Source organism: Streptomyces sp. NPDC057950 (assembly GCF_042887295.1).
Lineage (GTDB): Bacteria > Actinomycetota > Actinomycetes > Streptomycetales > Streptomycetaceae > Streptomyces > Streptomyces kaempferi.
The window spans coordinates 175,431-200,134 of sequence record NZ_JBHVPP010000013.1 but is presented as its reverse complement, the minus strand read 5'-3'; the positions used below and the strand labels follow the sequence as shown (position 1 = coordinate 200,134).

Below are 24,704 nucleotides of genomic sequence, written 5' to 3'. Positions count from 1 at the left end.
CGAGCGCGGGCCGGCCGCGCAGATCCCCGCGCCCCTGAAGGGACACAGGCACGCACCCCTACAGCCCACCCGGCGATCGAAGACAAGGCCGACCAGGCCGACCAGGGGCCAGGGCGCAACCCCGGGACCAGGGAACACCGGAGGTCAGCCGTGGAGGCGGGCGCCGCAGTGGGGCCACGGGGCCGCACCCCGCCGCACGTACAGCTTCTTCGCCCGCATGGTCTGCTCGGTGGCGGGCGCGTCCTGCGGCCGCCCCGACCCGCCGAGGCTGCGCCAGGTGTGCGTGTCGAACTGGTAGAGGCCCCCGTAGTTCCCGGAGGCGTCCACGGCGGCCGGCCGTCCCCCGGACTCGCACGCAGCGAGGCCGGACCAGTTCAGATGGTCGGCCCCCTTCACGGAGTCCGGCCGCGGCTTGGTACCGACCCGCACCACCTGCGCCCGCGGTTCCCGCACCACCTCGGCTCCCATCCGCCGGGGCCGCTCCTTGACCCCGTTCACGGTCCGCAGCAGGTACAGGACCCGCCGGGTCCCCGGCTCGCCGGCCCGGTCGACGACCTCCGTGCCGCGGAAGAGCGAGGGATCGTTCGTCCGCGTCACCTCGAAGGGGATCGCCTCCTCGCGGATCTCCCTGGACCCGGTGATCCGCATCACGCTGACCGTCTGTCCGTCCCGCGGGAAGCTCCCCGACGGCACGGACGTCGTGTCCTGGTTGCGCAGCGTGATCCCGGCCTCCTCGACCGCCTCCGCCACGGTCGCCGCGTTCGTCCGGATCGTCCGCGCCCGACCGTCGGCCATGATCGTCACCGTGCGTTCGGTACGGACGTCGAGCGCGAGGCCCTCGCGGCCGATGGGCCGGGAGCGCGAGGCCGACAGGTACGCCCCCTCGGCCCGCACCCCGAGTTGTTCCAGCGCCCCGTCCACGGTGGCCGCCGTCGTCCACACCCTGCGAGGTTGCCCGTCGAGCGTGAGGTGCACGGGCCGCCCGTAGTGGACCGCGACCTCGTCTCCGCTGGTCAACGGGGTGCCGGGGGCGGGGGCGACCACGTCGTGGGGACCGACCCGCACGCCCTCGCCCCGGAGCAGTTCGCTCACGTCGTCCGCGAAGGTGTGCAGTGTGCGCGGCTTCCCGTCGACGGTCAGCTCGACGGCCTTGTCACTGGCGACGAACGCGGAGGTGCCGCCGGCCAGGAAGGCGACGACCAGCGCCTGCGGGAGCAGTCTGCGCAGCGGATCGGTGCGTTCGCTGACCCCTCGGCGCCGGGGCGCACGCCGGGCGGCCCGGCGCGCCTGCGCCCGCCCACCGGTCCGGAGTTCCGCCGTCGCCGCCTCGGCGCCCAGCGGCTCCACCACGTCCACCACGTCCACCACGTCCACCGGGTCCGCCGTGGCCGCCGGGTCCCCCGGGTCCCCCGGGTCCGCAGGGGCCACCATCGGCCCCTGCGGGTACTCCTGGCGGGGCAGCTGGGGCTCCGTGGGGGCCTGGGAGAGCAGGGTGGCCCGGGACACCTGGGTCGTCCGGTCGGCCCATGCCTCCTCGTACGCGGGCCGGTACGTGTCACCCGAGCCGCCCGGCGGCCCGACGGGACCGGCCGGAGGGCTCCCCGGGCTCCCGTCGGCGTACGGCTCGGGGTTCTCGTACGACTCGTAGGGGCCGTAGGGCGGCTCGTACGGTGGGTACGGCGCGTACGGCGTTGCGGTCAGGCCAAACGTCTCGTACTGCGAATTGCTCACGACGACACGCTCCAGGGTCCGGATCGGGCGACCAGAACCTAGCGGAGCGGTCGTCACTCTCCCAAGCAACGCGGCCACGCTGTGTCGCGACACTGTCCCCGGCCGCGCCCCCGGAAAACGCCTGCGGGCGTTATCGCTCAGTAATCGAAAGCGCGTGCAGTGTTCGCCGAGAGCGCCGTCGCCAGCACGTCCTCCCCGATGCCGCGTACAGCCGCCATGGCGCGGACCGTGACCGGAATGAGATACGGCGCGTTGGGCCGTCCGCGGTACGGCACGGGTGTCAGGAAGGGCGCGTCGGTCTCGACGAGGAGCAGCTCCAGGGGCGCCACGGCGATCGCGTCGCGCAGCGGCTGGGCGTTCTTGAAGGTCATGTTGCCGGCGAAGGACATGAAGTAGCCCGCGCGGGCGCAGATCCGGGCCATGTCCGCGTCGCCGGAGTAGCAGTGGAAGACGGTCCGCTCGGGAGCGCCCTCCTCCTTGAGGATGCGCAACACGTCGGCGTGGGCGTCGCGGTCGTGGATGACCAGCGCCTTTCCGTGCCGCTTGGCGATCTCTATGTGGGCGCGGAAGGACCGTTCCTGGGCGGCTTCGCCCTCGGGACCCGTGCGGAAGTAGTCGAGTCCGGTCTCGCCGACGCCCTTGACCTGCGCGAGCGCGGCGAGGCGGTCGATCTCGGCGAGGGCCTCGTCGAGGGCGTCCTCACCGCCGGGCCGCCGCGCGCCCTGGCGGGACCAGCCGTCGGGGTCGCCGTGCACGATACGGGGCGCTTCGTTGGGGTGCAGCGCGACGGTCGCGTGGACGGCCTCGTACGCGGCGGCGGTCTCGGCCGCCCAGCGCGAGCCGTTCAGGTCGCAGCCGACCTGGACGACCGTGGTCACACCGACCGACGCGGCCTTGGCGAGGCCTTCCTCCACCGTGCCGGACTGCATGTCGAGGTGGGTGTGCGAGTCGGCGACGGGCACCCGCAGCGGCTCGGGGAGCGGGGGTGCTTCGGTCTTGTCGGAGGGCATGCCCCGATCCTACGAAAGGGGCATGCCCGGTCTCACCCGAGCAGGTTCCGAGGGCCACCCCGCGCTGTGGTGGGCGTCAGCCCGCACGGCGGTGGGCGTCAGCCCGCACGGCGGTGGTGGAAGGGGTGCAGCAGGTCGGAGAGGTGCCAGTGGTGCGGCTCCTTGGGCGTCACCGACCGGTCGAGATCCTCGTCCGGACCCTCGCCGCGCGCCGTCGCGGGATGCCGGGGCAGCGGGCGCTCCGGGTGGTGCGGCCGGTGCATGGAGTTCTGGACGGAGGACACCTGGCCGGCGCGCATGATGCGCACCACGTGGCCGTCGCAGTTCTGGCAGGAGGGGCGGCTCAGCGGCGACGGCACGACACGGCCGTCCGCCACGTACATCACGAACTCGCCGCCCTCGGCGTCGTGGTGGTGCTCTATCTCGTACGACTGCTCCCAGCCGTGCCCGCAGCGCATGCAGGCGAAGGAATACGACTCGTTGACGACGGCGGTCGCCGCGCTGCGATGGCCCGTCTGCTGCCTGGTGACCGGGCCGTCGACACGGCCGGTCCGTCCTGCGATCTCACTCATGCCAGTGCTCCTCTTGTCCGCTGGACAAGCGCCTTCGCCGAGGAGGATTCCCCCTGAATCCCTCCGGCCTTCCGAAGGCTGGGGACCGGTGCGTCCCTTCGACCAGTGGACGCTTCTCCGGGCGCGAACGCATCCGGCCTGTCGAGTGTTGGAGCCGTCTTGGCCTTTCCTTGTCGGAAGGGTCTCGGAACACGGTCTGAGCTTTGCTTTTGGTGACCGCCCTTTGCCCTTCTATGGGGCGGTGTGTGCCGCGTTCTTTGCCGCCACGACCGCATCGAAGACATCGCGCTTGGGAATTCCGGCCTCCGCCGCGACCGCCGCGATGGCCTCCTTGCGGCGCTCGCCCGCCTCCTCGCGCACCCGCACTCGGCGCACCAGCTCTCCGGCGTCCAGCTCCTCCGCACCCTTGGCGGGCGCGCCCTCGACGACGACGGTGATCTCCCCGCGCACGCCCTCGGCGGCCCAGGCGGCCAGCTCGCCCAGCGGCCCGCGCTTGATCTCCTCGTACGTCTTGGTCAGCTCGCGGCAGACGGCGGCCCGCCGGGTGTCCCCGAAGATCTCGGCCATCGCGGCGAGGGTGTCGTCGAGCCGGTGCGGAGCCTCGAAATAGACCATCGTCCGGCGCTCGTCGGCGACCTCCCGCAGCCGCGACAGCCGCTCCCCCGCCTTGCGCGGCAGGAACCCCTCGAAGCAGAAGCGGTCGACGGGCAGCCCGGACAGCGCGAGCGCGGTGAGCACGGCGGACGGGCCGGGTACGGCCGTGACCTTGATGTCCTTCTCGACGGCCGCCGCGACCAGCCGGTAGCCGGGGTCGGAGACCGACGGCATGCCCGCGTCGGTCACCAGCAGCACCCGCGCGCCGCCCGCCAGCGCCTCGACGAGTTCCGGGGTCCGGGCCGCCTCGTTGCCCTCGAAGTACGACACGACCCGCCCGGTGGTCTGCACCCCGAGCGCCTGGGTGAGCCGGCGCAGCCTGCGGGTGTCCTCCGCGGCGACGACGTCCGCGCTCTCCAGCTCCTGGGCGAGCCGGGGCGGGGCGTCGGCCGTGTCACCGATCGGGGTGCCTGCCAAAACAAGGGTTCCTGTCACGGATCCATCCTCGCAGGGGCGATCCGCGGCAGCCTCATCCACCCATTAAGGCCCGTGCACGGGACTCGCACAGACCTGTTCCCTACGATGGCGCGGTGACCAGTACCGCGTCCTCCACGGACACCCGGCAGGGCCAGGCCGCCGAAGCGCAGCAGCCGTCGTGGCAGCAGCGGCTGCGCCGCTTCGGATACACGGCGCCGCCGAGAACCGATGTGCGTGACCGGCTCGTGCCGCCGTACGCCGAACCGAGCCCCCGGATCTGGGCCGTGTTCGGCCTGCGCCACGAGGTCGCCGAGCGCCTCACGCGCTGGTCGGGCTGGGGAGGGCCGCTCCTGGTGACGCTGCTCGCCGGGCTGATGCGGTTCTGGCATCTGGGCAGCCCGAAGGCGGTGATATTCGACGAGACGTACTACGCCAAGGACGCGTGGGCGCTGATCCACCGCGGCTACGAGGTCAACTGGGACAAGAACGCCAACGGCCTGATCCTCCAGCACAACGGGCATGTCTCGGTCCCGGCCGACGCCGCGTACGTCGTCCATCCCCCGGTCGGCAAGTACGTCATCGGGATCGGCGAATGGATGTTCGGGTTCAACCCGTTCGGCTGGCGCTTCATGACGGCGGTGCTGGGCACGCTGTCGGTGCTGCTGCTGTGCCGGATCGGGCGCCGGATGTTCCGCTCGACCTTCCTGGGCTGCCTCGCGGGCACGCTGATGGCGGTGGACGGGCTGCACTTCGTGATGAGCCGCACCTCGCTCCTCGACGGTGTGCTGATGTTCTTCGTACTGGCGGCCTTCGGCTGTCTGGTCGTGGACCGGGACCGGGCGAGGGCCCGGTTGGCGGCCGCACTGCCGGCCGACGCGGACGGCGTCGTGCGCCCGGACGTGCACACCGCGGAGACGACCCGCCTCGGCTGGCGGCCCTGGCGCTGGACGGCGGGCCTGATGCTGGGACTCGCGCTCGGCACCAAGTGGAGCGGTCTCTACGTCCTCGCCGCGTTCTGCCTCATGTCCGTCCTGTGGGACGTCGGCTCACGCCGCGTCGCCGGTGCCCAGCACCCGTACGCCGCCACCCTGAAGCACGACACGGGCCTCGCGTTCCTGTCCACGGTCGTGGTGGCGATCGGTACGTACCTCGTCTCCTGGACCGGCTGGATCCTCTCGCCGGACAACGGCAGGGGCGGCTACTTCCGCGACTGGGCCGTAACCGCCGGCAAGGGGGGCAACTGGACCTTCCTGCCCGACTGGCTGCGCAGCATGTGGCACTACGAGCACGAGGTGTACAACTTCCACGTCCACCTCTCGACACCGCACACCTACCAGTCGAACCCGTGGAGCTGGCTCGTCCTGGGCCGGCCGGTCTCGTTCTTCTACGAGTCCCCGCTGCCCGGCAAGGACGGCTGCCCGTCCGACGCGGGCGACAAGTGCGCGCGCGAGTTGCTGGCGCTGGGCACCCCGATCCTGTGGTGGGCCGCCTGCTTCGCGGTCGTGTACCTGCTGTGGCGCTGGGCGTTCCGCCGCGACTGGCGCGCGGGCGCCATCGCCTGCGGCATCGCGGCCGGCTATCTGCCCTGGTTCCAGTACCAGGAGCGCACGATCTTCTTCTTCTACGCGGTGATCTTCCTCCCGTTCCTTTGCCTGGCCCTCGCCATGATGATCGGCGCGATCCTCGGCCCCCCGGGCTCCTCGGAACGCCGCCGCGTCATCGGCGCCACGAGCGCGGGCGTCCTGGTCCTGCTGATCGCCTGGAACTTCATCTACTTCTGGCCGCTGTACACGGGCACGTCGATCCCGATAGAGCAGTGGCGGTCACGGATGTGGCTGGACACCTGGGTCTAGCTGGGCGGACGTATCGAAAGGGCGCGGCAATTCGCCGCGCCCTTTGGTCGTTGTCGGCCGTTGCCGGTTGCCATTGGCCACCCTCGCACGGCCCGAGGACGGCCCAGCTCAAGATCCGGGAGTTTTCACTGCCTGCCGTTTCGCCGCCATCTGACCTGGGGAACGGGGTGTGCACCTCGCTCACCGGTTCGCTCCGTCTCGTCCAGCCGCATGCCGATCGCCAACGCGACACCCGTCGGTGTCAGAGAAGCTCAGCATCAGACCAGACGTAATATCTTACATGTCACCAAGTGAGGCATTTGAGACATGTATACGTAACCGCCAAGGGTCTCGGCAGTGCCGGCAGCTCCCCCATCGGAGGCACGACAGGGCGGTACCACTTCGATATTCCATCGACGTCGCAATGTCGTACGTGCGTGCGAAGCTGAGGCCAGTTGAGTGAAGGGAGGGGGGTCCAAGCCGTGGTCGCCGTCCCGACGTCGCAGCTTGCCTCGGCAAGGGCAAGATCGACTGCCGACGCGGTACCCAATGACGCTACGCTGCCCTATGTTGTGGTGGGTTGGCGTCAAGGAGGCCGCGTGGGGGACCCTGCAACCTGGCAACAGGAGCAGATCAGCCTTGCCTACGTTCTCGCCGTGGCCACGCACGCAAATGCGACTGTCGCCTCATGGAACGTCGACAAGGACGGGGTCGACGTCACCCTCAAGCGTGATCATCGACTCGTCGAGTTGCAGATGAAGTGCACATTCGATCCGCACCTCCTGGCCGACAACACAACACACACATTCGACCTCGACGTAGCGACCTACGACAAACTGCGGGGCCAGTACCGCACAGCGCCTGGGTACCTCGGATTGGTCGTGGTTCCCCGAGACGTAGCCGAATGGCTATCACATCACCCCGAGTCGGTCCTGATGCAATGCGCTGGGTTCTACGCGCAGATCCAGGATAAGCCCGCGGCACAGGGCAATAGCACGAAAACGCTCCACCTGCCAAATACGCAGAGACTGGACTCCGCCGGCCTCGACGTGATGTTCGATTTCGCCCACCATAGACTTTTCGGATCGGATGATGTACTGGGGGAGGCTATCGCATGATTACCTCCGACGTTGGACCTGAGGAACTGATTAGCTACCTTAGCCGCTCAGGCTGGACCCGGACGCGCGCTGGTTCTATTGCGGAGCTTTGGCAACCGACCGAAGATATGAGTTCATCGGTATTGGTTCCTAGAGTTGTCGATGCCACTGATTTTCAGCGCACGGTAACCATCCTCACTGAAGAAGTTGCGCGCCTCGAACGCAGATCCGCCGATGACGTCCGACGCGACATCGCTCGCCAGTTCTTGGACGTCACAGATCTACGCGCCGAAGACGATGACATCGACGAAGGCACGATTTCACTGCAAGCGGGATTGGGGCTATTTAACGCGGCTAATCATTTGATGATTTCAGCCGCCGCCGCAACAATCCATCGGCAGGGGTACTACGGAACATCAATCCCTAAAGCCGCACACGCTCACGCCCGCCGACTGAGGCTGGGGCAAACTCGGCCAGGATCGTACGTGGTTCCCATCATTAGCAATGCGCGTTTCGGCTCCACCCCACGCTATGGCGACGGAGTCCCCCGGCTGGAAGTTGAGTCCGAGGACACGTTCTTCGATAGACGCGTGCTTGCCACCCTCTCTCGGTCCCTTGAAACGCTGGCCGAGATGACCATGAATCGAGATCGCACCCCATCTCGCGACGAGGTGCGAGACTCTGTCGGCGAGGGTGTTTCTAGTGAACTCTGCTCCGCAGTTCTAGAGGTTATCGAGAAAGGGAAGGTCAATCTCTTCGACGTTTCCTTCAACTGGGCTCCAGCCTCACCAGTCCCCCTAGATCTCAGCAATCGGGTAGTTTTCTCCAGCGAACATGCGGGGCTAGTTACCGATATTCGCAAGGAGCTCAAAGAGTCGGAAGAGCCATCAGATACGGTTCTCTACGGCGTTATCCGCAGGATGTCACTAAAAGCGCATGAAGAGAGTGGCAGGGTTTCACTGGAAACGCTAATTGACGGTCGTCGACGTTCGGTCTCCTTTGATCTGGACCTGAACACTTACCGGCAGGCCGCTAAATACCACGGGGAGCGCAGGCGCGTCGTGGTGACAGGAATCTTGGACGCGACCCCAGGGCGACCCGCCAGCATGAAAGTGCGGACATTTGGGCCTGATCGATCTGTTCTGACCTTCGACCAAGCCGAGTGATCACACAAGAAGTCGGGTGAACATCTGCGGCAACACGGTGAACGTCATTCCGCTGCTGAGCCCTGCGTTTTAGGCACCAGTACCAACGTGTAAGGCACACCACATCGTCGCCGTGGCTCTGCTCCCCCATCGCGGCCATCGTTGCTCGTCACCCGATGAGGGACCCGGACACATTGTCCGGGTCTCTTTGCTTTGGGTCACTCATGCTCGTACTGGTTCCAGTGGTGAGCGAGGCCAACTACCCGCCGCATCGCTGGCTCTGTACCGTGAAACCGGCCCCCACAACCAGCAGGAGGCGGCACGCAATGCGTGGTCTCGGAGATCACCTCAGCATCGGCGAGCGGATCGCGTTCTACCGCAAGCGTCGCGGCTACACGCAAGAGGTTCTGGCTGGACTGGTCGGCCGAAGCACCGACTGGTTGGCTAAGATCGAAACGGGTCGCCGGAAGCCGCCCCGTATCGACATGCTCACGGAGTTGTCGCGCATCTTGCGCGTACCTCTGGGTGACTTGCTCGGTCAGACCACGCTCATGGAGGACGAGAGGCAGCAGGACGACGTCCCCGCTGTGCGGGACGCGCTCATGAGCCCGCGCCGCCTGTCTCGTTTGCTCTTCGGCCCTGAAGCCGAGGTGCAGCTCCCTACGCCCGCCCCTGTAGCCGTGCGCGTGGAGCACGCTTGGAACGACTACCAGGGCGGCCGACTCGGCAGCGTCATCGCCGTCCTTCCTGCGCTTCTCCAGACAGCGCAGGAGCTGGAGGAACGAGCGGCACGCCGCGGCGAGGACCGGAGCGACTGCTGGGCGGTTTCGGCTCGGACGCATCACCTTGCGGCAACCACGCTCGCCAAGATTGGTGAGTCAGATATCTCATGGCTCGCCGCGGAGCGTGCGATGCGGGCCGCCGACGAGTCGGATGATCCCCTCGTGCTGGCATCAGCCGCTCGTTCCGGCACACACGCCCTGTTGGCCAACGGCCGGTATGACGACGCGTTGGAGCTGGGCAATACGGCCGCTGCGTGGCTGTCGTCGCGGGTCACTGAGAACGACCCGGCAGCGCTGAGCCTGCTGGGAATGATTCACCTGCGAGCCGCTGTGGCAGCGGCACGCCACCAGGACCGACCCACCGCAACAGGATTGTTGGACCGCGCCGAGGAACTCGCGGATGACCTCGGGTCAGATGAGAACTACTGGCAGACCGGATTTGGGCCCACGAACGTCCTGCTGCACCGCCTGTCGGTTGAGCTAGACCTCGACAACGTGTCATACGTCGTGGAGCGCGGGCGGATCAACGTCGACCACATGCCGCAGGAACGCAGCGTGTCGCACCGAATCGACTTCGCGCGCGCTCTGTCGCTCGCTGGACAAGGAGATGAGGCATTCACCGAACTGCGAACGGCTGAACGCACGTCACCGCAGCTCGTACGGAACAATCCCAGGGTGCGCGAGACACTGCGGGACCTCATCAAACGGTCACCGGTCACCGGCGGCTCGCGTTCGTCTGAGGTGTTCGTGATGGCGCAACGATGCAGGGCGGTGCAGTGAGGTCAGGCAAGCGCGGGGTGCTCGGGGTCGTCGGGTCGGCTGCTGGAGGCGTAGAAGCCCTGCGTACCGGCCTGGTCGAGCCCGCAATGGAGCACGGATGGCAGGTGGCCGTCACACTGACGCCCACCGCAGGTCAGTGGCTACGAATGAGCGGCGAGATCGAACGGCTGGAGAAGCTAACCGGCCTTCCTGTACGCGATGAGCCGCGCATGCCGGGCGAGGCCAGACCGCACCCGCCGGTTGACTGCTACGTGGTTGCTCCCGCGTCGGCCAACATGGTCGCCAAGCTCGCGACGGGGCTGATGGACAACCAGGCACTGACGCAGGTGGGCGAGGCTATTGGCACCCTCGGGTTGCCCGTCGTCGTCTTCCCTCGGGTGAATGCGGCCCATGCTCGCCACCCGGCGTGGCAGCGCCATATCGACACCCTCAGGGCGGGAGGGGTCCACGTCGTCTACGGACCGGACGTCTGGCCGCTGTACGAGCCGCGGGAAGCGCCGGCAGGACGCGAACTCCCTTGGACGGCAGTACTTGACGCAGTGAACAAAGTTGCTCGATGACGAGTCGTCAACTGCCCTGACCAGCAAGGAAAGAGGACCCGGACAGACTGTCCGGGTCCTCTGCCGTTCCCGGCCACATGCTCATTGGCATGTCAGGGATCAATGGGCGAAGCGACGAGCTGGAAGGCATGACTCCTGCTGAACTCGCTTTGATCAAAGCGAGTTTGAGCAAGGCGCGGGTCAAGGTCGAACGACTACTGAGGCGCGCGGACGAACTCACGGAGACGGTGGAGTCTCGCTGCCCACGAGCCGCTCAAGCCGATCTAGACGTTCGCCGAGCAGGTGGAGGGCGTCGTGAATCGTGCTGAGCTCTGTTGCCAAGGCAGTGAAAGCCGGGCTGCTACCCGGCTCGGTGCCGAGAGGCACAGAAGGATCGCGGACGAACGTTCCGCGTCCCTGCTGAGTGAGAACCAGCCCTTCGTCACGGAGTTGACCGTACGCGCTCTGAACGGTCATGAGCTGCACACCAAGTTCCTTGGCGAGCTTGCGAGCGGCTGGAAGCCGGCCACCGGGCTCGTACTCACGGCCGGGTCCCGTGATCTTCGCGCGGAACTCCGCCGCAATCTCCTTGGCCGTGGGCGTCTGCTTGGGCGCTTCGGGGCTCTGGTCCATAGCTACGAGAGTAACCGGACCTAGGTCAATCTCTGATCCATCCCTGCATCTGCTTGACACCCGGATTGACATGGGTCAATCTGGGGATGCGCCGGAACGCGAGGTTTGAAATGGCTTCTCGGCTGCATTCGTAAGCGCTTGACCTGCACGTATAGCGCGCCGGAGGAAAGTCCGAGAGGGCGAGTACGAAGGGAGTGCCGGTTGGTTGAGAACTCAACAGTGTGCCGATCCAGCCGCCTGCACACGGGCGGTCGATGGGTCGACAGGTAAGCCCGTCCCACCTCGCACAAGAGGGCGGGCGCGTACCGGTTCTGTCCCGGTGCGCGGTACAGCGCACCCAGCCTTTCCGCAGCTCAAGGGCTGCGGCCGGTTGCCTCCCCCGCCCGTCCAACCCTTCTTCCACAGAGTGTGTACGGGCGGGGTGGCAGGGAGCCGGAACGGTCCCGGCACGGACGGGAGACAGCACATGAAGAGGGACCACGCCTTCACCGAGACCGTCACCGACCTGAGCACCGGCAACCGGGAGCAGGTCAGTGACACCGCGCGTTTCGACCACCCGGTGAGTAAGGCGGACGCGGTGACCGCGATCCGCGACGAGCTGGCCCGCCAGGAGCGGCCGGCCACCGGAATCACCCTCACCGACTGACCTGACCTCACCCCACAACGGCGCGGCCCCGGTGCGCGAACACCGGGGCCACTTCGGGCCGTACCACCGTCTAGGGAGAACACGACCCAATGAACACCATCGTCACTGTTCAGGAAGCCGTTACCGCGTTCGCCGACTGGAACGAACCCACGGATGCGGAGCTGGACGCGATCGAGGTTGAGATGCCGCTGATCCGGGCGGACGTCGACCTGATCGACGCACAGATCATCGCCATGGACCACACCCCGAACGACGTCGACACCCGCCGCGTCCGCCGCGCCCTCGCCAAGGTCCTGACCGAGTACCGCGTCCTCGCCAACCGCACCACCGACACGATGGGCGGTGCGGCATGAGCGACGTTCTCACCCTGGAAGGCCTGTCGGCGCCGTTGCGGGCGCTGCGACTGCTGGCGCTCAACTTCCCGGACCTGCCGGCCCCGGTGATCGACGTTTCCTCGATCTACCCGGACCGACTGGCCTTGTCGTTCCACGTGTCGCAGGGCGGATTCGCCGGGTTCGAGGCGTGGCGAGCGGCGCTCGGTATCGCCCCGGACGCGGTCGACTTCCACGTGCAGTGCGACCACCGCACCGGCGTCATGACCGCACAGACCAAGTACAGCGGCGCGGACATCGAGCTGACCGGCTACACGGAGGTTCCCGCCGGTACGCGGTCGTACGAGGCAGGTGCGGCATGAGCGCCGTTGCCTCCCGCCGGCCGTTGAGCCGGGCACAGAAGGTCGTACTGACGGCCGCGTTCATTCCCATGGTCGCCACCGGCGTTGCCGGTGGCGCGGGGACGTTCAGCAACATCAGCGCCGCCTACGGACAGGGGACCGCGCTCGGTGCGGTCGCCGCCGGTGAAGGCGCCACCGCCGTACTCGCCCTGGTCCTGCTCGGACTTACCATGCTGGGACAGTCCTCGCCCCACACGATCCGCCTCGGACTGTGGGCCCTGCCGGCCGCCGCATCGGTGATGGCCGCGACCGCAGGCAGCGACGCCGGTCACACCGTCATCTACGCCGTGACCCCCATGGGCATGTGCGTATCTGCCGAGGGCGCCGCGTTCCTGGCCCGCCGGATCGTCGTCCACACCAGCGGACACGACGCGGAAGCCGAACGCCGATCGGCCGCCGTCGTGCGGTCCCTCGCCTACCACCGGGCCCGCGCCGCCAACCACCCCAGCAAGGGCGCCCGCAAGCGGTCGGACCGCACGTCATGGCGACTCGCCCGACAGGTCGGGACCGGCGATGCAGCGCTCGGATCGAGGCTGCTGGACGTACAGCGCCAGCGGGTTACGACCGGCGCGGATGCCGCGTTGGCGGCGATGTTCACCCCCGCCGCACTCGATCCCACTCCGATCGAAAATGCTGATAAACCGTCGGAAATCAGTCGGGAACGGTCTACCCCTGACCTGCCTGTATCGACCGAGCCCACGATCGTCCTGACACGGCTGAACGTGCCCGATCCGGCCCCGGTCGACCTGGGCAAGACAGGCACCGCGGCGAAGCCGATGCCCGCCGTTGCCTCGACCGTCAAGCCTCTCCCGATCGAGCCGGCCGCCGCCCGACCGGTCCCGGCGGAATCGACCCGGAAGCCCCGGGCGACCGGTCGGGTACCGGACGCCGCGAAGACGCCCCGCACCCGCCGCACCTTCGAGCAACTGATGACCGAAGCGCGCAAGGCGACCGCTGGTCTGCCCGATCAGGAGGTGACCGGAGAGGGCATCCGCCGGACGCTGCGCACCTCGCCGGCGAACGCACGCAAGCTGCGGGACGCCCTGCTCGCCGAACGCGCCGCCGGGGCGGTGGCGCCGTGAGCACTCTCGCCGCGCTCTTACTGGCCGTGCCCGTTCTCGGGTGGGCGGTGCACGCCCGGTGGCTGCACCGCCGGCTGACCACCGCCCGACACGACCCCCTGACCGGGCTGTGGACACGGGATGCGTTCACTCGCCGGGCCCGCCGCCTGCTGCGCGACCCGCGCGCGGTGGTTGTGCTGGCGGACGTCGACCACTTCAAGCAGATCAACGACACCCACGGCCATGCCGCCGGTGACGTGCTGCTCGCGACGGTCGCCGCCCGCCTCGCCCACGGCACCGGCCCCGGCGGGGTCGTCGGCCGGCTCGGGGGCGACGAATTCGCCGCGGTCCTGCTCGACCGCGACGGCACCGCCGCCGACCGGCTCCACACCCTCGCCCGCGTCCTCGCCCGCCCCGTCGACACCACCCCCGACGTGCACACCACCGTCTCGCTCGGGTGGGTGCGGGCCGCCGACCACCCGGGCGAGGACCTGTCCACGCTGCTGCGCCGCGCCGATGAGGCCATGTACGCGGCGAAACGGTCGGGGCGCTCAGGGCCGCTCCGGGCGGCGCGGCTCGGGCGGTTGCTCGGGTCGGTTGCCGGTCGCCGGCCCGGTCGGCGCGGGGCGGCGTGAGCACGCTGCCCGTCTTCCGGTGGCACCTCGCCCCGGACGGACTGGCCACCCGTCGCCAACTCCGGGCCCGCGGACTGCGCCCCGGCGGGCAGGACATCGCCGCTCAGCTCGAACGCCCCCGGAGGCGGGGCCAGCCGCCGCTGGTCGCCTACCTGTACTGCATCGACCTCGCCAAACCGGTCCGCCCGATGACCGCGGGCCGGTGGCGGGCCCATGCCGCGATGATGCGCACCCGCCGCACCTGCCCCGAGTGCGGCAGGGACGCCGGATACGTCATCCCCGCCTCGCTCGGAGCGTGCGTGACCTGCGCCTATCCCGAGAACGTCGCCGCTTGAGCGGCGGGCCCGGCCGCTCACCTCTCACAGCGTCGGCCGGGCCCATCCATCCCCTCCCGTTCGGAAGGACCTTCAGTGAAGCACTCCGATGACGACAACGAACTCTTCAACCGGCTGGAAGCCGAGATGGCCGACCCGGACGCCAACGTGGTCGACCTCGACAAGGCCCGCGCCGCCCGCGAGTCGACCCCGACCGAGCCTGAGTCGGACCCGACCGCGGCCGTCATGGTCGACCGCACGACCCCGGCCGCGGCGGGCCCCGGCTACCTCGGCCGGCTGGCTACCGCCAAGCGCCGGGACGTGGTCCCGCTGTGGCTGCGGTCGCTGGCCGAACTCAAGACCGCCACCGGGTGGGTGGCCCGCCACTACGCGCACGTCGCCGGGTATCACGCCCTCCGCACCCCGGTCTATGCCGCCCGCTTGAGCATGCAAGCGCCGGCCGGACTGGCCCGGTTCGTTGGGGGCAGCATGCGGTGGGTGGCCGACCGCGAGGGCGAACCCGTCCGCCTCGCCGCCGTACGCCGCGAGGATGCCGCGGAATACCTCAAGCTCTCCCGGCAGCGCGACGGCCGCGTACGGCTCCGCACCCTGGTCGCCGTGCTGGCGATGTTCACCGGGCTCGGACTCGCGATCGCCCTCTACGTCCTCGCCCCGGACTGGCTGCAGGCCGTCTCGGTCGGTGCGCTGGTCCTCGTGCTGGGTGCCCACGGCCGCAAGGCGGACGCTCCGGTCATCCACCGCGCGGTGGAAGTCCCGAAGGCGTCCAAGCTCACGTCGGACATTGTGCTGCGGGCGCTGGGTGCGCTGGGCATCCCGGCGATCAATCAAGCGCAGGGCAAGGGTCGGGACGGGTTCGAGTTCACCGCTCCCATCACCCGCGACGGGCCCGGCTGGCGGGCGGAGGGCAACCTCCCCTACGGCGTCACCGTCACCGACGTGATCGAGCGGCGGGAACGTCTCGCGTCCGGTCTGCGCCGCCCGCTCGGGTGTGTGTGGCCGGAGGCTGTCTCCGACGAGCACACCGGGCACCTGGTGCTGTGGGTCGGCGACCAGGACATGTCCAAGGCGAAGAAGCCCACATGGCCGCTGCTCAAGTCCGGCACGGTCGACCTGTTCAAGCCGGTCGCGTTCGGCACAGACCAGCGCGGACGCTGGGTCGAGATCACGCTCATGTACATCGCGGCCGTCATCGGCGCGATCCCCCGCATGGGCAAGACATTCCTCCTGCGCCTGCTCCTGCTCATCGCCGCCCTCGACCCGCGGGCGGAGCTGCACACCTACGACCTCAAGGGCACCGGAGACCTCGACCCGGTCGGCAACGCCGTCAGCCACCGCCACCGCGCCGGCGACGAAGAGGAAGACATCGAGTACGCGGTGCGCAACCTGCGCGCGCTGCGCGAGGAACTGCGCCGCCGCGCGAAGATGATCCGCTCCCTGCCCCGGGACATCTGCCCCGAGTCCAAGGTGACGTCGGCACTGGCGGACATGACGTCGCTGGGACTGCACCCGATCGTGATCGGGGCGGATGAGTGCCAGGTCTGGTTCGAGCACGACAAGTACGGCAAGGAACTCGAAGAGATCTGCACCGACCTGGTCAAACGCGGCCCCGCCACCGGGATCGTGCTCCTGCTGGCCACGCAGCGGCCGGACGCGAAGGCGCTGCCCACGGGCATCAGCGCGAACGCCTCCGCCCGGTTCTGCCTCAAGGTCATGGGCCAGTTGGAGAACGACATGGTCCTCGGTACGTCCGCCTACAAGCGGGGGGTGCGCGCCACCATGTTCAGCTGGGCCGACAAGGGCATCCACTACTTCATCGGCGAGGGCGCAGACGCCCGCATCGTCGGCTCCGTGTACGTGGACGCTCCGGCCGCCGAAGCCATCGGCGCCCGCGCCCGCAAAGCCCGCGAACTCGCCGGCACGCTCTCCGGCTACGCCCTCGGGGAAGCACCCGAGGACACCGCCGGCCCGTCCTACGACCTGCTCGCCGACGTCGCCGCGGTCGTCCCGGAGGCGGAGGAGCGGGTGTGGAACGAGCGGATCGCCGCCCGCCTCGCCGAACTGCGCCCCGACGTCTACGGCGGCTGGAAGGGCGAGAACGTCACCTCCGCACTCAAGCCGCACAGCATCCGCACCCGCGACGTCGCCGGCACCACCGACGACGGCACCCGCACCACCCGCCGCGGCATCGTCCGCGCCGACATCCTCAAAACGATGACGGAACGTAACGAGAAGCCGGGCGCCGCATAGGCCCGAGCCGGTGCTACCGGTAGCACCCACACCTGCTACCGGTAGCACCCCCGCTAGCAGTCCAAACACTGCCCTACCTGTGATCTAGCGGATAGCACCCCACCTGCGGAAACCCTGGAAACCGCCCGGGAGGGCCCCCGATGACCCCCATCCTCCTCGCTATCGTCTGCCTCATAGCCGTCACGCTTGGTTACATCGGACTGTGTGCTGCCTCGCCGTTCGGCGACTGCCGCCGCTGCCGCGGCATGGGCCACGCCCTCAAGACCGACCGCAAGGGCCGCGTGAAGCGCGGCAAGGACTGCCGCCGCTGCCACGCCACCGGCAAGCGCATCCGCACCGGCCGCTGGCTCTACAACCGCTGGGCCCGCATCTACCGCGCCGGCACCGGCTGAGCACGCGACCGGCGACCGCCCGTCATCAGACGGACCCCGCTCCTAGCTGGAGCCAGGCGGGCACGGTCGCCGGTCAGTCGCCCCGAACGTGCCAACACCCGGGGCCCGCAGAGCGTATCCATCCCTCCACCCCGCCCGGAAGCGAGCTGTTCGCCGTGATCCTCAACATCTCCGCCGTGCTGCTGTTCGGCGCCGCGTCCGCCCTCGCCGTCAAGACCCGATCCGCCGGCGGCGGCTCCGCCCTGGTCCTGTTCCTCTTCGGGTTCTTCGTCGCCGGCACCGGCGCCTACGGACCCATCCACAACCTCGTGCAGGCATCCGCCGACGCCCTGACCGCCCTCGGCAACTGAGGAGACCCCGCCATGACCGAGCACGCCCCCGCCCTCCGACCGAACCTCACGACTACCGCGGCGTACGACCCGACATCACTGGCCTTGTACGCCCCCACACCCGCGGCCGTCGAACTGGCCGCCGAACGCGGCCCGGTGGTCTGGGTGCCCGACGCCTACGGGCGCATGGTCCCCATGCCCAAGCACCTCGCCCCGCCGCCCATGGTCGTTCCGGAGCCGCGTGACCTGACCCCGCTGTCCCTGCTCGACCCGATCGCTCAGCGCTTCGTCGGTGCCGGATTCGGGGGCGGCGCCCTCGCCGCCGGCGTCGGCTACGGCGTGGGCGAGGTCGTCAGTGCCGCCGCCGGAATCAGCGGCGGGGCGCTCGTCTGGGTGGCTGTCATCGTCCTCGCCCTGCGCGCCCCGACCCGCGACATCAACGGCGGCAAGGGCAGCACGGTCAACATCCGCAAGGCTGTGATCAAGAGGAATCGGTTCTACAGCTAGCCAGCAAGAGGTGATCGAGAGGAGCGCTGGGTCACTGCCGATCACCCGGACCATCCGGTCCAACGGCTGACCCCGGCAAGGTCTTGTCCGGGATCTGCTGATCGACACCCGTAGGGCGTCCGCTCGTCCGGGTCACCTTGGAACTGACAAGCACGAGTCCGACGGCAACCGTTCTTACCGCCGACTCGACCACGTCGGTGGACGCCACCACGGCGGCCCCCATCAAGAACAAGCCGAGGGCGAGGACCAGCACCCCCAAGCCGTAGAGGCGAGGACGCACCACCTTCGCCCGGATGCTGGGGAGTACCCAGCCATAAGTGATCGCGGCGATACCGCCGACAGCGACCACCAACGCGCCCAAGGCAAAAAACGCCCCGAGGTAGATGGACATGTTTCCCCCTCCGAGTGCCAATGCAGGTCAGACGCCCGCGTGATCATGACACCCCCCACACCACGCGTCCACATATGGCGCAGCTACGCCAAGGGCGGCCCCCCATTCCGCCAAGAACCGGGGCCGCCCTTGCTCGCCAGCACCTCACCAAGGAACTGGAGACATTCAGCATGACGCAACCCACCGTCATCCCGCGCCTGCCCGTAGGCGGCAGCATGACCGAGCACCTGCGCACCGCTCTCAGCCTCGCCGCGCAGGGCGTGCCCACGCTGCCGTTACGAGCCGGGAAGCTGCCGTTCGGGAACTGCCCCGCCTGCACCAAGAACGCGTGCAGCGGCCGGCCGAACATGAAGACTCCCGGATCGTGCGCCTGCCCGCGGCCGTGCCACGGGTGGGCCGCGGCCACCACTGACCCTCAGGTCCTCAACTCCCCCGCGTGGGCGCCGGTATGGCAGCACGCGGCGGCAGTCGCCTACCACCCCGGCGGCGCCGGGGTGACCGTGGTCGACCTGGACGACGTCGCCGCCATCGCGTGGGCCCGCGAGAACCTGCCCGCTACCCGGACCGTGGCCACGACCCGGGGCGAGCACTGGATCTACCGCGGCACCATGCAGTCCGCCAACGCCGTACGCCCCGGCATCGACATCAAGTCCCTTATGGCGTAAGCCCGTTGGCTCGGACCGGGTGCGAACGCCACGGTCGCTCTCACGGACGTTGTGCGCGCGTTGGCAGTAAAGGAACCGCCGACGGCTCACAGGGCGCCACAGACGCTCTCAGTGCCCCTGAGTGGCCAACGGGACGCGTGCCCGCACCGCACGCCCACTTATCTCGAACGCGGTGTCGCCATGGCGGAGCAGCGCATCACCGCCGCGCGCAGTGCGGTGCACGCCACCGTCTACCGGACGTTCCTCGCCGTGCTGTCCACGCACGGCCGGTGCGGCTGCCTCACCGACGCTCATGCCGCGCGGCTGTTCACGGCGGCGCAGGCCAAGGGGGAGTCACCGCGGCACTGCACGGACGCGTGGACCAACGCCCTGACCGCGTTGGGACTGTGACCATGGCTGAGGACGAAAAGAACCCTGCCCGCGAGGTCATTACGGACTACGCGCAGAGCCACTTCCGGTACTTCCGCACCGCGGATGGAACCGTGTACGCGCAGAAGAACGGGCACCCTGTGGCCCGTCCGATCCGCTCGCAGGGCACGACCGGGAGCCACCGTCAGGAACTCATGGTCGGGCTGTTCAGGGACGGGCGCGGTGTGTTCAACGGGACCGCGCTCAAGGAGGCGTTGGACTTGATCGAGGCATTGGCGCTGTTCGAGGACGTGCAGCCCGTCCACATCCGCGTGGCCCCGGGATTCGACGGGGCGACGTGGCTCGACTTGGGCCGCGATGACGGCCAGTCCGTCCGCATCCACCCCACCGGGTGGGAGATCACCGTTCCCGACCCCCGGGAAGTGTGCTGGCGCCGCACCCAGCTCACGGGGGAACTTCCCCTCCCCGTCAAGGACACCGACGGCAAGGGCATCGACCTGCTGATGCGGCTGTGCAACTTCGCCACCGCGGAAACCGAATGCCTGGCTATCGCGTGGCTGATCGGCTGTCTCGGGCCGTCCGTTCCCGTGCCCGCGCCGTTCCTCACCGGACCGCAGGGCGCGGGCAAGTCCACGGGTGGGCGCATGTTGGTGCGGATCATCGAGGGCATGAGCGGTGACCTGCGCCGGGCCCCGAAAGATGAAGAGAACCTGATCACCGCGGTCGCGGCCGGCTGGGTCACCGCGCTGGACAACCTCTCCCACATGACCCCGGACCTGTCCGACGCGATGTGCTGCGTCGTCACCGGAGCCGAGAACGTCAAGCGCGCGCTGTTCACCGATGGAGACGTGTTCCGTCTCGGCTACCGCCGGCCCCTGCTCCTGACCGGGATCGATGTGGGAGTCCTCCGGGCCGACCTCGCCGAACGGCTCCTGCCCCTGCGGTTGGAGCGGCCCCGCGTCCGGCGCACCGAAGCCGAACTGTGGACGGAGTACGCGGAAGTCCTGCCCGTCATTCTCGGCTCCCTGCTGGACCTGACGGTCAAGGTCCGCGCAGTGAAGGCGGAGACGCCCACCGATCTACGGATGGCAGATTTCGGGCACCTGTGCGCACAGCTCGATGCAGCGACCGGGCTCGGGGCGCTCACCGCCTACCGCGCGAGCCTGGACGACCTGAACGACGACGTGATCGAGGGAGATCTCCTCGCACAGACCGCTCTCAGGCACGCCGGCACCATGGAGCCGGGCGCAGAGCAGCGGATGACGTCCACGGAATGGCTGCACTGCCTCAGCCGCCTCTACGCGGGCGAGGACTTCCGCCCCCTGCCCAAGGGGTGGCCGACCACCGGCAAAGTCCTCTCCGACCGCCTCAAGCGCCTCCAACCCACTCTCGCCGCCCGGGGCGTCGTCATCGAGTCGGGCCGCACCAATGGGGGCCGCTACATCGAGATGACCCGCGCGCCGGGTCTGCCCTCGCACGAGCAACAGGCGTTCTGACCGCACCGCGTGCGGACCACAACAGCAAGAGGAGCACCAGGCACGAGGGCGTGCTCCTCTTGCTGTTCGGCGGCAGCGCCGCCCTGCACGGGTCGCGCCGCGAAGGGCTCCTTCTTCACGTTCTGAGCCGCACCACACCACCACAGACACGCCCTCTCTTTTTCCTAAGTAGGAAGCGCTGCGTCACCTGCGTCACCAACGGTCGGAAAACGGCACCTGACCTGCGCAGACAGCGGTGACGCAGAGCGGCAAAGTCTGCGTCACCCCGCGTCACCTGCGTCACCCATGACGGACAGCCTGCGTCACCCATGACGCACCCCCGCCGCGCTGCGTCACCAAAAAACCGCAGGTCAGAGCACCTAGATGACGCAGGTGTCGCAGGTGACGCAGAAATCCGCACCTCGGACACACACGCACCGCGAGAACCCTCCGAGCCCGACCCAACCCGACGCCGAGGCCCCATATGAGCCGACGTTCCGCTCAACCCGACCCCCGAAGCATCCTCCGCAGCGGCCTGCCCGACCGGTACCTCACCCCCGACGACATCGCCGAGATGTTCGAGGTCCCGAAAGAGACGGTCTACCAGTGGCGCAAGAAGCGCACCGGTCCTCCCGGCTTCCGCATCGGCAAGCACCTCCGCTACGACCCCACCGACGTCCGCGCCTACGTCGCCCAACGCAAGAACTCCGACCAGGCCGCCGCCTGACGTCACACCGCTTCACCAGGGAGGGCCACACCGTGGCCCTCCCTTCTCCTTGCCCAGAAGGGAACGCCGCCGCATGGCAGGCCACATTCAAGACCGCTGGTTCAAGACCGAAACCACGCCCGCTGGCAAAACCGTCAAGGTCAAATCCGACCGCTACGGCACCGGCCTGCGGTACCGCGCCCGGTACGTCGGCCCTGACGGCACCGAGAAGAGCAAGTCTTTCCGAGACAGGGAAAAGCGGCTCGCTGAGAAATGGCTCACGCACATCGAGGCTGACATGTCGCGTGGCCAGTACGTCGACCCGCGGACCGCACGGACCACCTTCCGGCAGTACGCGGAGCGATGGGTGAAGACGCACACGGGTGAGATCAACAGTCGGGAGGCAGCGGAGCGCCGACTCCGCCTGCACGCGTATCCGCACATCGGGACTCGCCCGCTCGGGTCATTCAAGCCCGAGCACATCCGAGACTGGATCGCTGCCCTGGAAGCCACCGTGCCGGCGGAATCCCACCGCCGCATCATCGTCGGCACCGTCTCGGCAGCGCTAAGCGCGGCGGTCGACGACGGGCTCCTGAGCAAGAACCCATGCCGTGCCCGGACGGTGCAGCTTCCGAAGCCAGGCAAGCCGCGCGTCATTCCGTGGACAGCAGCGCAGACGTTCGGCGTGCGGGCCGCCCTCGAACCGCGCTTCCGGGCCACCGTCGACACCGGAGCGGGGTGCGGGTTGAGGCAAGGAGAGATCTTCGGCCTGTCGGAGGACGAACTCGACTACGAGGGCGGTTGGCTGGCCGTAGGTCACCAGCTCAAGCGCATCCGCGGCAAGTACGTGTTCGCGCTCCCGAAGGGGGGCAAGGTGCGTGACGTGCCGCTCCCCAAGGCCGTGGGCGCCGCCCTCCGGGACCACGCCAAGGAGTTCCCTCCGGTCGATGTGACGCTCCCCTGGCGTACGCCGGACGGCCCGCTCGTGACGAAACAACTGCTGTTCAGTGGTGTCGAAGGCAACCACGTCCGCGTGAGCAACTTCAATGACCACCACTGGAAGGCCGCTCTGGCCGCCGCAGGAATCATCCCGGCACGGAAGGCAGGCGAGCGGTACGCGTCGGCCCCTGAGGACGGCATGCACGCGCTCAGACACTTCTACGCGTCCGTACTGCTGGATGCCGGCGAGAACATCCGGGCCCTAAGCCAGTACCTCGGCCACAGCGATCCGGGGTTCACGCTCCGGACCTACACGCATCTCATGCCGAGCAGTGAAGGACGCACCCGGAAAGCGATAGATGGGCTGTACCGGTAGCCGACTAAAGCGCCGGTGGGACTGGTCCCGCCGGCGCATCTACCGCTTCGGAGTTGTACGCCTTGACGCTCACCGCCGGGCCGCCGGAGTACTTGGCTACGGCGCGGGCAGCGTCGCCGGTCACCTCGACGATCGCCATGCTGCGAGCAGGGATCCGGACCAGCGTTCCAATGGGGATCACGAAGACCGCTTGCTGCGTCTCCCCCTCGGCCGGCTGGTCGTAAACGAGGTAGGCGATACGCGCCGAAACAGCGAATTCTTCAGGGTTTGTCACGCGGACGGCGGCGAAGCGCGAGAATTTGCTGACAACCCGCCCAGCCGCGTCCAGCGTCTCGGCACTCGGGGGCAGAGTGTCGGCCTGGGTCTTGGCGGTGGTCACCCGAGTAACGGAGACGCGAACGTCGAAGACCTGGTGCTCGCCAGACCCGGAGAAGCGCAGGATGTCGTAACCCACCCCATAAGGAACTTCCAACCGGCCGCTGTCACTGCCGAAGACGGTTCGGACCCGTACCCCTGGAAGCGGGTGACGGTGCCGGTCAAGCGCGGTGAACGCCAATACAGGAGAGACCGAGGACATGTAGGCGTTGCGGATGCTGAGGGTCTGATCGATCATGCCGTCGCCGGAGTGCCGGTGATACGTGAACGTCAGTCCATCCTCGGCAGCCGCGCCGCGGTCCTCCGTTGCGCCCTTCGCTGGACGACACCCGACGAGCAGCAGCATCGCCATAGCCGCCCATACCCCTGCCACAGCCCGTCTTCGTCTCACTTCGCCCCTCAGCACAGTGCGGCCGCGCCCCCCACCCACAGAGCGCTGTCGGAGCCTAGTCCGGCCCGACGGTGGAGGTGATCATGAGTTGGCAAAGAGGCTCAGAAGCCTCGGAAGACGCCGTCCTCGTCGACGGCGCCGGCGAACTCCTCGAAGTCCATGTTCGCTCCCGAGAGGTTGTTCTCAATGCTCCACAGCTGGGCTGCCACAACGCGGACACCACGTCCACGCTCACCCTGCAGGTCCAGCACGAGGAGCGGCCGTTCAGTCGAGGCGAGGGTTACAGAGTCCGCTAGAACAAGAAGCGGATGCTGGTACTCCGCGGGGATCAAGTCGAGGGCCTGGTCGGATGTCAAGCCCTCGTGCCTCCGGTCATCCACGACTGCGACGTTGGCCAAGAAACCGTCCTTGCTGGGCGAGAAGAGCGACGCCCGCAGAGCGTCCCACGCACCGTCTGCCGAGAAGTCGGTGCGCACAACGAGGGCTTCCAAAGTGCAGGGGAGCTGATTCATGCGCGGACATTACTGCTAACCCGGTGAACCAATCCGGTCACAGCACTAGGGCGTGAAACCGTGGTCCGCTCTCACGCCCCACCTGCTGTCACGGCCCACACACGGCCCAGAGCGCTGACTGGTGCGCCCGTCCCCCATGAAGTGCCTGGTCAGGTGCCGCGCCGTCCGCCATACAGGGACTTCATCTACTTCTGGCCGCTGTACACGGGCACGTCGATCCCGATAGAGCAGTGGCGGTCGCGGATGTGGCTGGATACGTGGGTCTAGCTGCACAGACGTAGCGAGGGGGGCGCGGCAATCCGCCGCGCCCCCTTGGTCGTTGACGTCCGCTGACGGTTGTCGTCGGCCGCCCCCGGACGGCGTGGCACTGGCGAGGACGTCGTCTTCGGACCGGCGCCCGGAACCGAAGCCGCCTGGCGGCGTGCGGG

Annotated in this window: 27 protein-coding genes and 1 pseudogene; 20 read left to right on the top strand and 8 right to left on the bottom strand. The window is 68.5% G+C overall.

Annotated elements, in window-relative coordinates; translation table 11 throughout:
• Nucleotides 1-144: 144 nt before the first annotated feature.
• The 4 genes from ACFVTC_RS22605 to rsmI form a co-directional block, all read right to left on the bottom strand.
• Nucleotides 145-1,731 carry a ubiquitin-like domain-containing protein gene (locus tag ACFVTC_RS22605; RefSeq protein WP_390129687.1) on the bottom strand — a complete coding sequence of 529 codons (1,587 nt, stop codon included), beginning with the start codon at nucleotides 1,729-1,731 and terminating at the stop codon, nucleotides 145-147.
• A 137-nt stretch (nucleotides 1,732-1,868) separates the two neighbouring features.
• Nucleotides 1,869-2,741 (bottom strand): TatD family hydrolase, encoded by an 873-nt coding sequence (locus tag ACFVTC_RS22600; protein WP_390129684.1) that lies wholly within the window; start codon nucleotides 2,739-2,741, stop codon nucleotides 1,869-1,871.
• Nucleotides 2,742-2,839: 98 nt separating this feature from the next.
• Entirely contained in the window at nucleotides 2,840-3,313 is a 474-nt protein-coding gene (locus ACFVTC_RS22595; protein ID WP_390129682.1) for a hypothetical protein, read from the bottom strand.
• A 231-nt stretch (nucleotides 3,314-3,544) separates the two neighbouring features.
• Nucleotides 3,545-4,402: a 16S rRNA (cytidine(1402)-2'-O)-methyltransferase gene (gene rsmI / locus ACFVTC_RS22590; RefSeq protein WP_390129680.1), complete on the bottom strand. Its 858-nt coding sequence runs from the start codon at nucleotides 4,400-4,402 to the stop codon at nucleotides 3,545-3,547.
• Nucleotides 4,403-4,497: 95 nt separating this feature from the next.
• Here rsmI and ACFVTC_RS22585 point away from each other — a divergent pair, with 95 nt between their 5' ends.
• From ACFVTC_RS22585 to ACFVTC_RS22560, 6 genes are all read left to right on the top strand, one after another.
• Nucleotides 4,498-6,237 carry a dolichyl-phosphate-mannose--protein mannosyltransferase gene (locus ACFVTC_RS22585; RefSeq protein WP_390129679.1) on the top strand — a complete coding sequence of 580 codons (1,740 nt, stop codon included), beginning with the start codon at nucleotides 4,498-4,500 and terminating at the stop codon, nucleotides 6,235-6,237.
• A 578-nt stretch (nucleotides 6,238-6,815) separates the two neighbouring features.
• Entirely contained in the window at nucleotides 6,816-7,334 is a 519-nt protein-coding gene (locus tag ACFVTC_RS22580; protein WP_390129678.1) for a DUF4365 domain-containing protein, read from the top strand.
• Entirely contained in the window at nucleotides 7,331-8,479 is a 1,149-nt protein-coding gene (locus tag ACFVTC_RS22575) for a hypothetical protein (RefSeq protein ID WP_390129675.1), read from the top strand. The genes ACFVTC_RS22580 and ACFVTC_RS22575 overlap by 4 nt, the downstream gene beginning before the upstream one ends.
• A 16-nt stretch (nucleotides 8,480-8,495) precedes the next feature.
• Nucleotides 8,496-8,552: a chaplin family protein gene (locus tag ACFVTC_RS22570; protein WP_390129802.1), complete on the top strand. Its 57-nt coding sequence runs from the start codon at nucleotides 8,496-8,498 to the stop codon at nucleotides 8,550-8,552.
• Between the two features lie 232 nt (nucleotides 8,553-8,784).
• Nucleotides 8,785-10,020: a helix-turn-helix domain-containing protein gene (locus tag ACFVTC_RS22565; protein WP_390129673.1), complete on the top strand. Its 1,236-nt coding sequence runs from the start codon at nucleotides 8,785-8,787 to the stop codon at nucleotides 10,018-10,020.
• The gene (locus tag ACFVTC_RS22560) at nucleotides 10,002-10,580 is read left to right on the top strand and encodes a flavoprotein (RefSeq protein ID WP_390129671.1); all 579 of its coding nucleotides are present in this window, start codon (nucleotides 10,002-10,004) and stop codon (nucleotides 10,578-10,580) included. Before ACFVTC_RS22565 ends, ACFVTC_RS22560 begins: the two co-directional genes overlap by 19 nt.
• A 216-nt stretch (nucleotides 10,581-10,796) precedes the next feature.
• Here the strand turns inward: ACFVTC_RS22560 and ACFVTC_RS22555 are convergent, their stop codons facing one another.
• Nucleotides 10,797-11,192 (bottom strand): GntR family transcriptional regulator, encoded by a 396-nt coding sequence (locus ACFVTC_RS22555; RefSeq protein ID WP_390129670.1) that lies wholly within the window; start codon nucleotides 11,190-11,192, stop codon nucleotides 10,797-10,799.
• Nucleotides 11,193-11,658: 466 nt separating this feature from the next.
• Between ACFVTC_RS22555 and ACFVTC_RS22550 the strand changes: the two genes are divergently transcribed.
• From ACFVTC_RS22550 to ACFVTC_RS22505, 10 genes are all read left to right on the top strand, one after another.
• Nucleotides 11,659-11,838, top strand: coding sequence for a hypothetical protein (locus ACFVTC_RS22550; protein ID WP_390129668.1), 180 nt, complete (start codon nucleotides 11,659-11,661; stop codon nucleotides 11,836-11,838).
• Nucleotides 11,839-11,927: 89 nt separating this feature from the next.
• Nucleotides 11,928-12,191 carry a DUF6284 family protein gene (locus ACFVTC_RS22545; protein WP_390129665.1) on the top strand — a complete coding sequence of 88 codons (264 nt, stop codon included), beginning with the start codon at nucleotides 11,928-11,930 and terminating at the stop codon, nucleotides 12,189-12,191.
• Nucleotides 12,188-12,532, top strand: a complete 345-nt coding sequence (locus tag ACFVTC_RS22540; RefSeq protein WP_390129663.1) for a hypothetical protein — start codon at nucleotides 12,188-12,190, stop codon at nucleotides 12,530-12,532. The genes ACFVTC_RS22545 and ACFVTC_RS22540 overlap by 4 nt, the downstream gene beginning before the upstream one ends.
• A complete protein-coding gene (locus tag ACFVTC_RS22535) occupies nucleotides 12,529-13,653 on the top strand; it encodes a conjugal transfer protein (protein ID WP_390129662.1) in 1,125 nt (374 codons plus the stop codon). Before ACFVTC_RS22540 ends, ACFVTC_RS22535 begins: the two co-directional genes overlap by 4 nt.
• Complete coding sequence (locus tag ACFVTC_RS22530) at nucleotides 13,650-14,267, top strand: GGDEF domain-containing protein (protein WP_390129660.1); 618 nt, start codon at nucleotides 13,650-13,652, stop codon at nucleotides 14,265-14,267. The genes ACFVTC_RS22535 and ACFVTC_RS22530 overlap by 4 nt, the downstream gene beginning before the upstream one ends.
• A complete protein-coding gene (locus tag ACFVTC_RS22525; protein ID WP_390129659.1) occupies nucleotides 14,264-14,602 on the top strand; it encodes an RRQRL motif-containing zinc-binding protein in 339 nt (112 codons plus the stop codon). The genes ACFVTC_RS22530 and ACFVTC_RS22525 overlap by 4 nt, the downstream gene beginning before the upstream one ends.
• Nucleotides 14,603-14,677: 75 nt before the next feature.
• Nucleotides 14,678-16,849 (top strand): cell division protein FtsK, encoded by a 2,172-nt coding sequence (locus ACFVTC_RS22520; RefSeq protein WP_390129657.1) that lies wholly within the window; start codon nucleotides 14,678-14,680, stop codon nucleotides 16,847-16,849.
• Between the two features lie 140 nt (nucleotides 16,850-16,989).
• Complete coding sequence (locus ACFVTC_RS22515) at nucleotides 16,990-17,241, top strand: hypothetical protein (RefSeq protein ID WP_390129654.1); 252 nt, start codon at nucleotides 16,990-16,992, stop codon at nucleotides 17,239-17,241.
• 155 nt (nucleotides 17,242-17,396) lie between these two features.
• Nucleotides 17,397-17,591, top strand: coding sequence for a hypothetical protein (locus ACFVTC_RS22510; RefSeq protein WP_329286695.1), 195 nt, complete (start codon nucleotides 17,397-17,399; stop codon nucleotides 17,589-17,591).
• Nucleotides 17,592-17,603: 12 nt separating this feature from the next.
• A complete protein-coding gene (locus ACFVTC_RS22505; RefSeq protein WP_390129652.1) occupies nucleotides 17,604-18,077 on the top strand; it encodes a hypothetical protein in 474 nt (157 codons plus the stop codon).
• 31 nt (nucleotides 18,078-18,108) lie between these two features.
• Here the strand turns inward: ACFVTC_RS22505 and ACFVTC_RS22500 are convergent, their stop codons facing one another.
• On the bottom strand, nucleotides 18,109-18,468 hold the full coding sequence (locus tag ACFVTC_RS22500) for a hypothetical protein (protein WP_390129650.1): 360 nt from the start codon (nucleotides 18,466-18,468) through the stop codon (nucleotides 18,109-18,111).
• A 170-nt stretch (nucleotides 18,469-18,638) separates the two neighbouring features.
• On the opposite strand from ACFVTC_RS22500, the pseudogene ACFVTC_RS22495 reads away from it, so the two are divergent.
• The 4 genes and pseudogenes from ACFVTC_RS22495 (at nucleotide 18,639) to ACFVTC_RS22480 (ending at nucleotide 22,998) form a co-directional block, all read left to right on the top strand.
• Nucleotides 18,639-19,523, top strand: a pseudogene (locus ACFVTC_RS22495) (DNA primase).
• Nucleotides 19,524-19,525: 2 nt separating this feature from the next.
• Entirely contained in the window at nucleotides 19,526-20,998 is a 1,473-nt protein-coding gene (locus ACFVTC_RS22490) for an ATP-binding protein (protein ID WP_390129648.1), read from the top strand.
• Nucleotides 20,999-21,461: 463 nt separating this feature from the next.
• On the top strand, nucleotides 21,462-21,704 hold the full coding sequence (locus ACFVTC_RS22485) for a helix-turn-helix domain-containing protein (protein ID WP_390129646.1): 243 nt from the start codon (nucleotides 21,462-21,464) through the stop codon (nucleotides 21,702-21,704).
• Nucleotides 21,705-21,777: 73 nt separating this feature from the next.
• Entirely contained in the window at nucleotides 21,778-22,998 is a 1,221-nt protein-coding gene (locus ACFVTC_RS22480; RefSeq protein ID WP_390129644.1) for a tyrosine-type recombinase/integrase, read from the top strand.
• Nucleotides 22,999-23,002: 4 nt separating this feature from the next.
• On the opposite strand, the gene ACFVTC_RS22475 is transcribed toward ACFVTC_RS22480, so the two are convergent.
• Nucleotides 23,003-23,725 (bottom strand): hypothetical protein, encoded by a 723-nt coding sequence (locus ACFVTC_RS22475; protein WP_390129641.1) that lies wholly within the window; start codon nucleotides 23,723-23,725, stop codon nucleotides 23,003-23,005.
• Nucleotides 23,726-23,865: 140 nt separating this feature from the next.
• Entirely contained in the window at nucleotides 23,866-24,276 is a 411-nt protein-coding gene (locus ACFVTC_RS22470) for a DUF6924 domain-containing protein (RefSeq protein WP_390129640.1), read from the bottom strand.
• Nucleotides 24,277-24,704 lie beyond the last annotated feature (428 nt).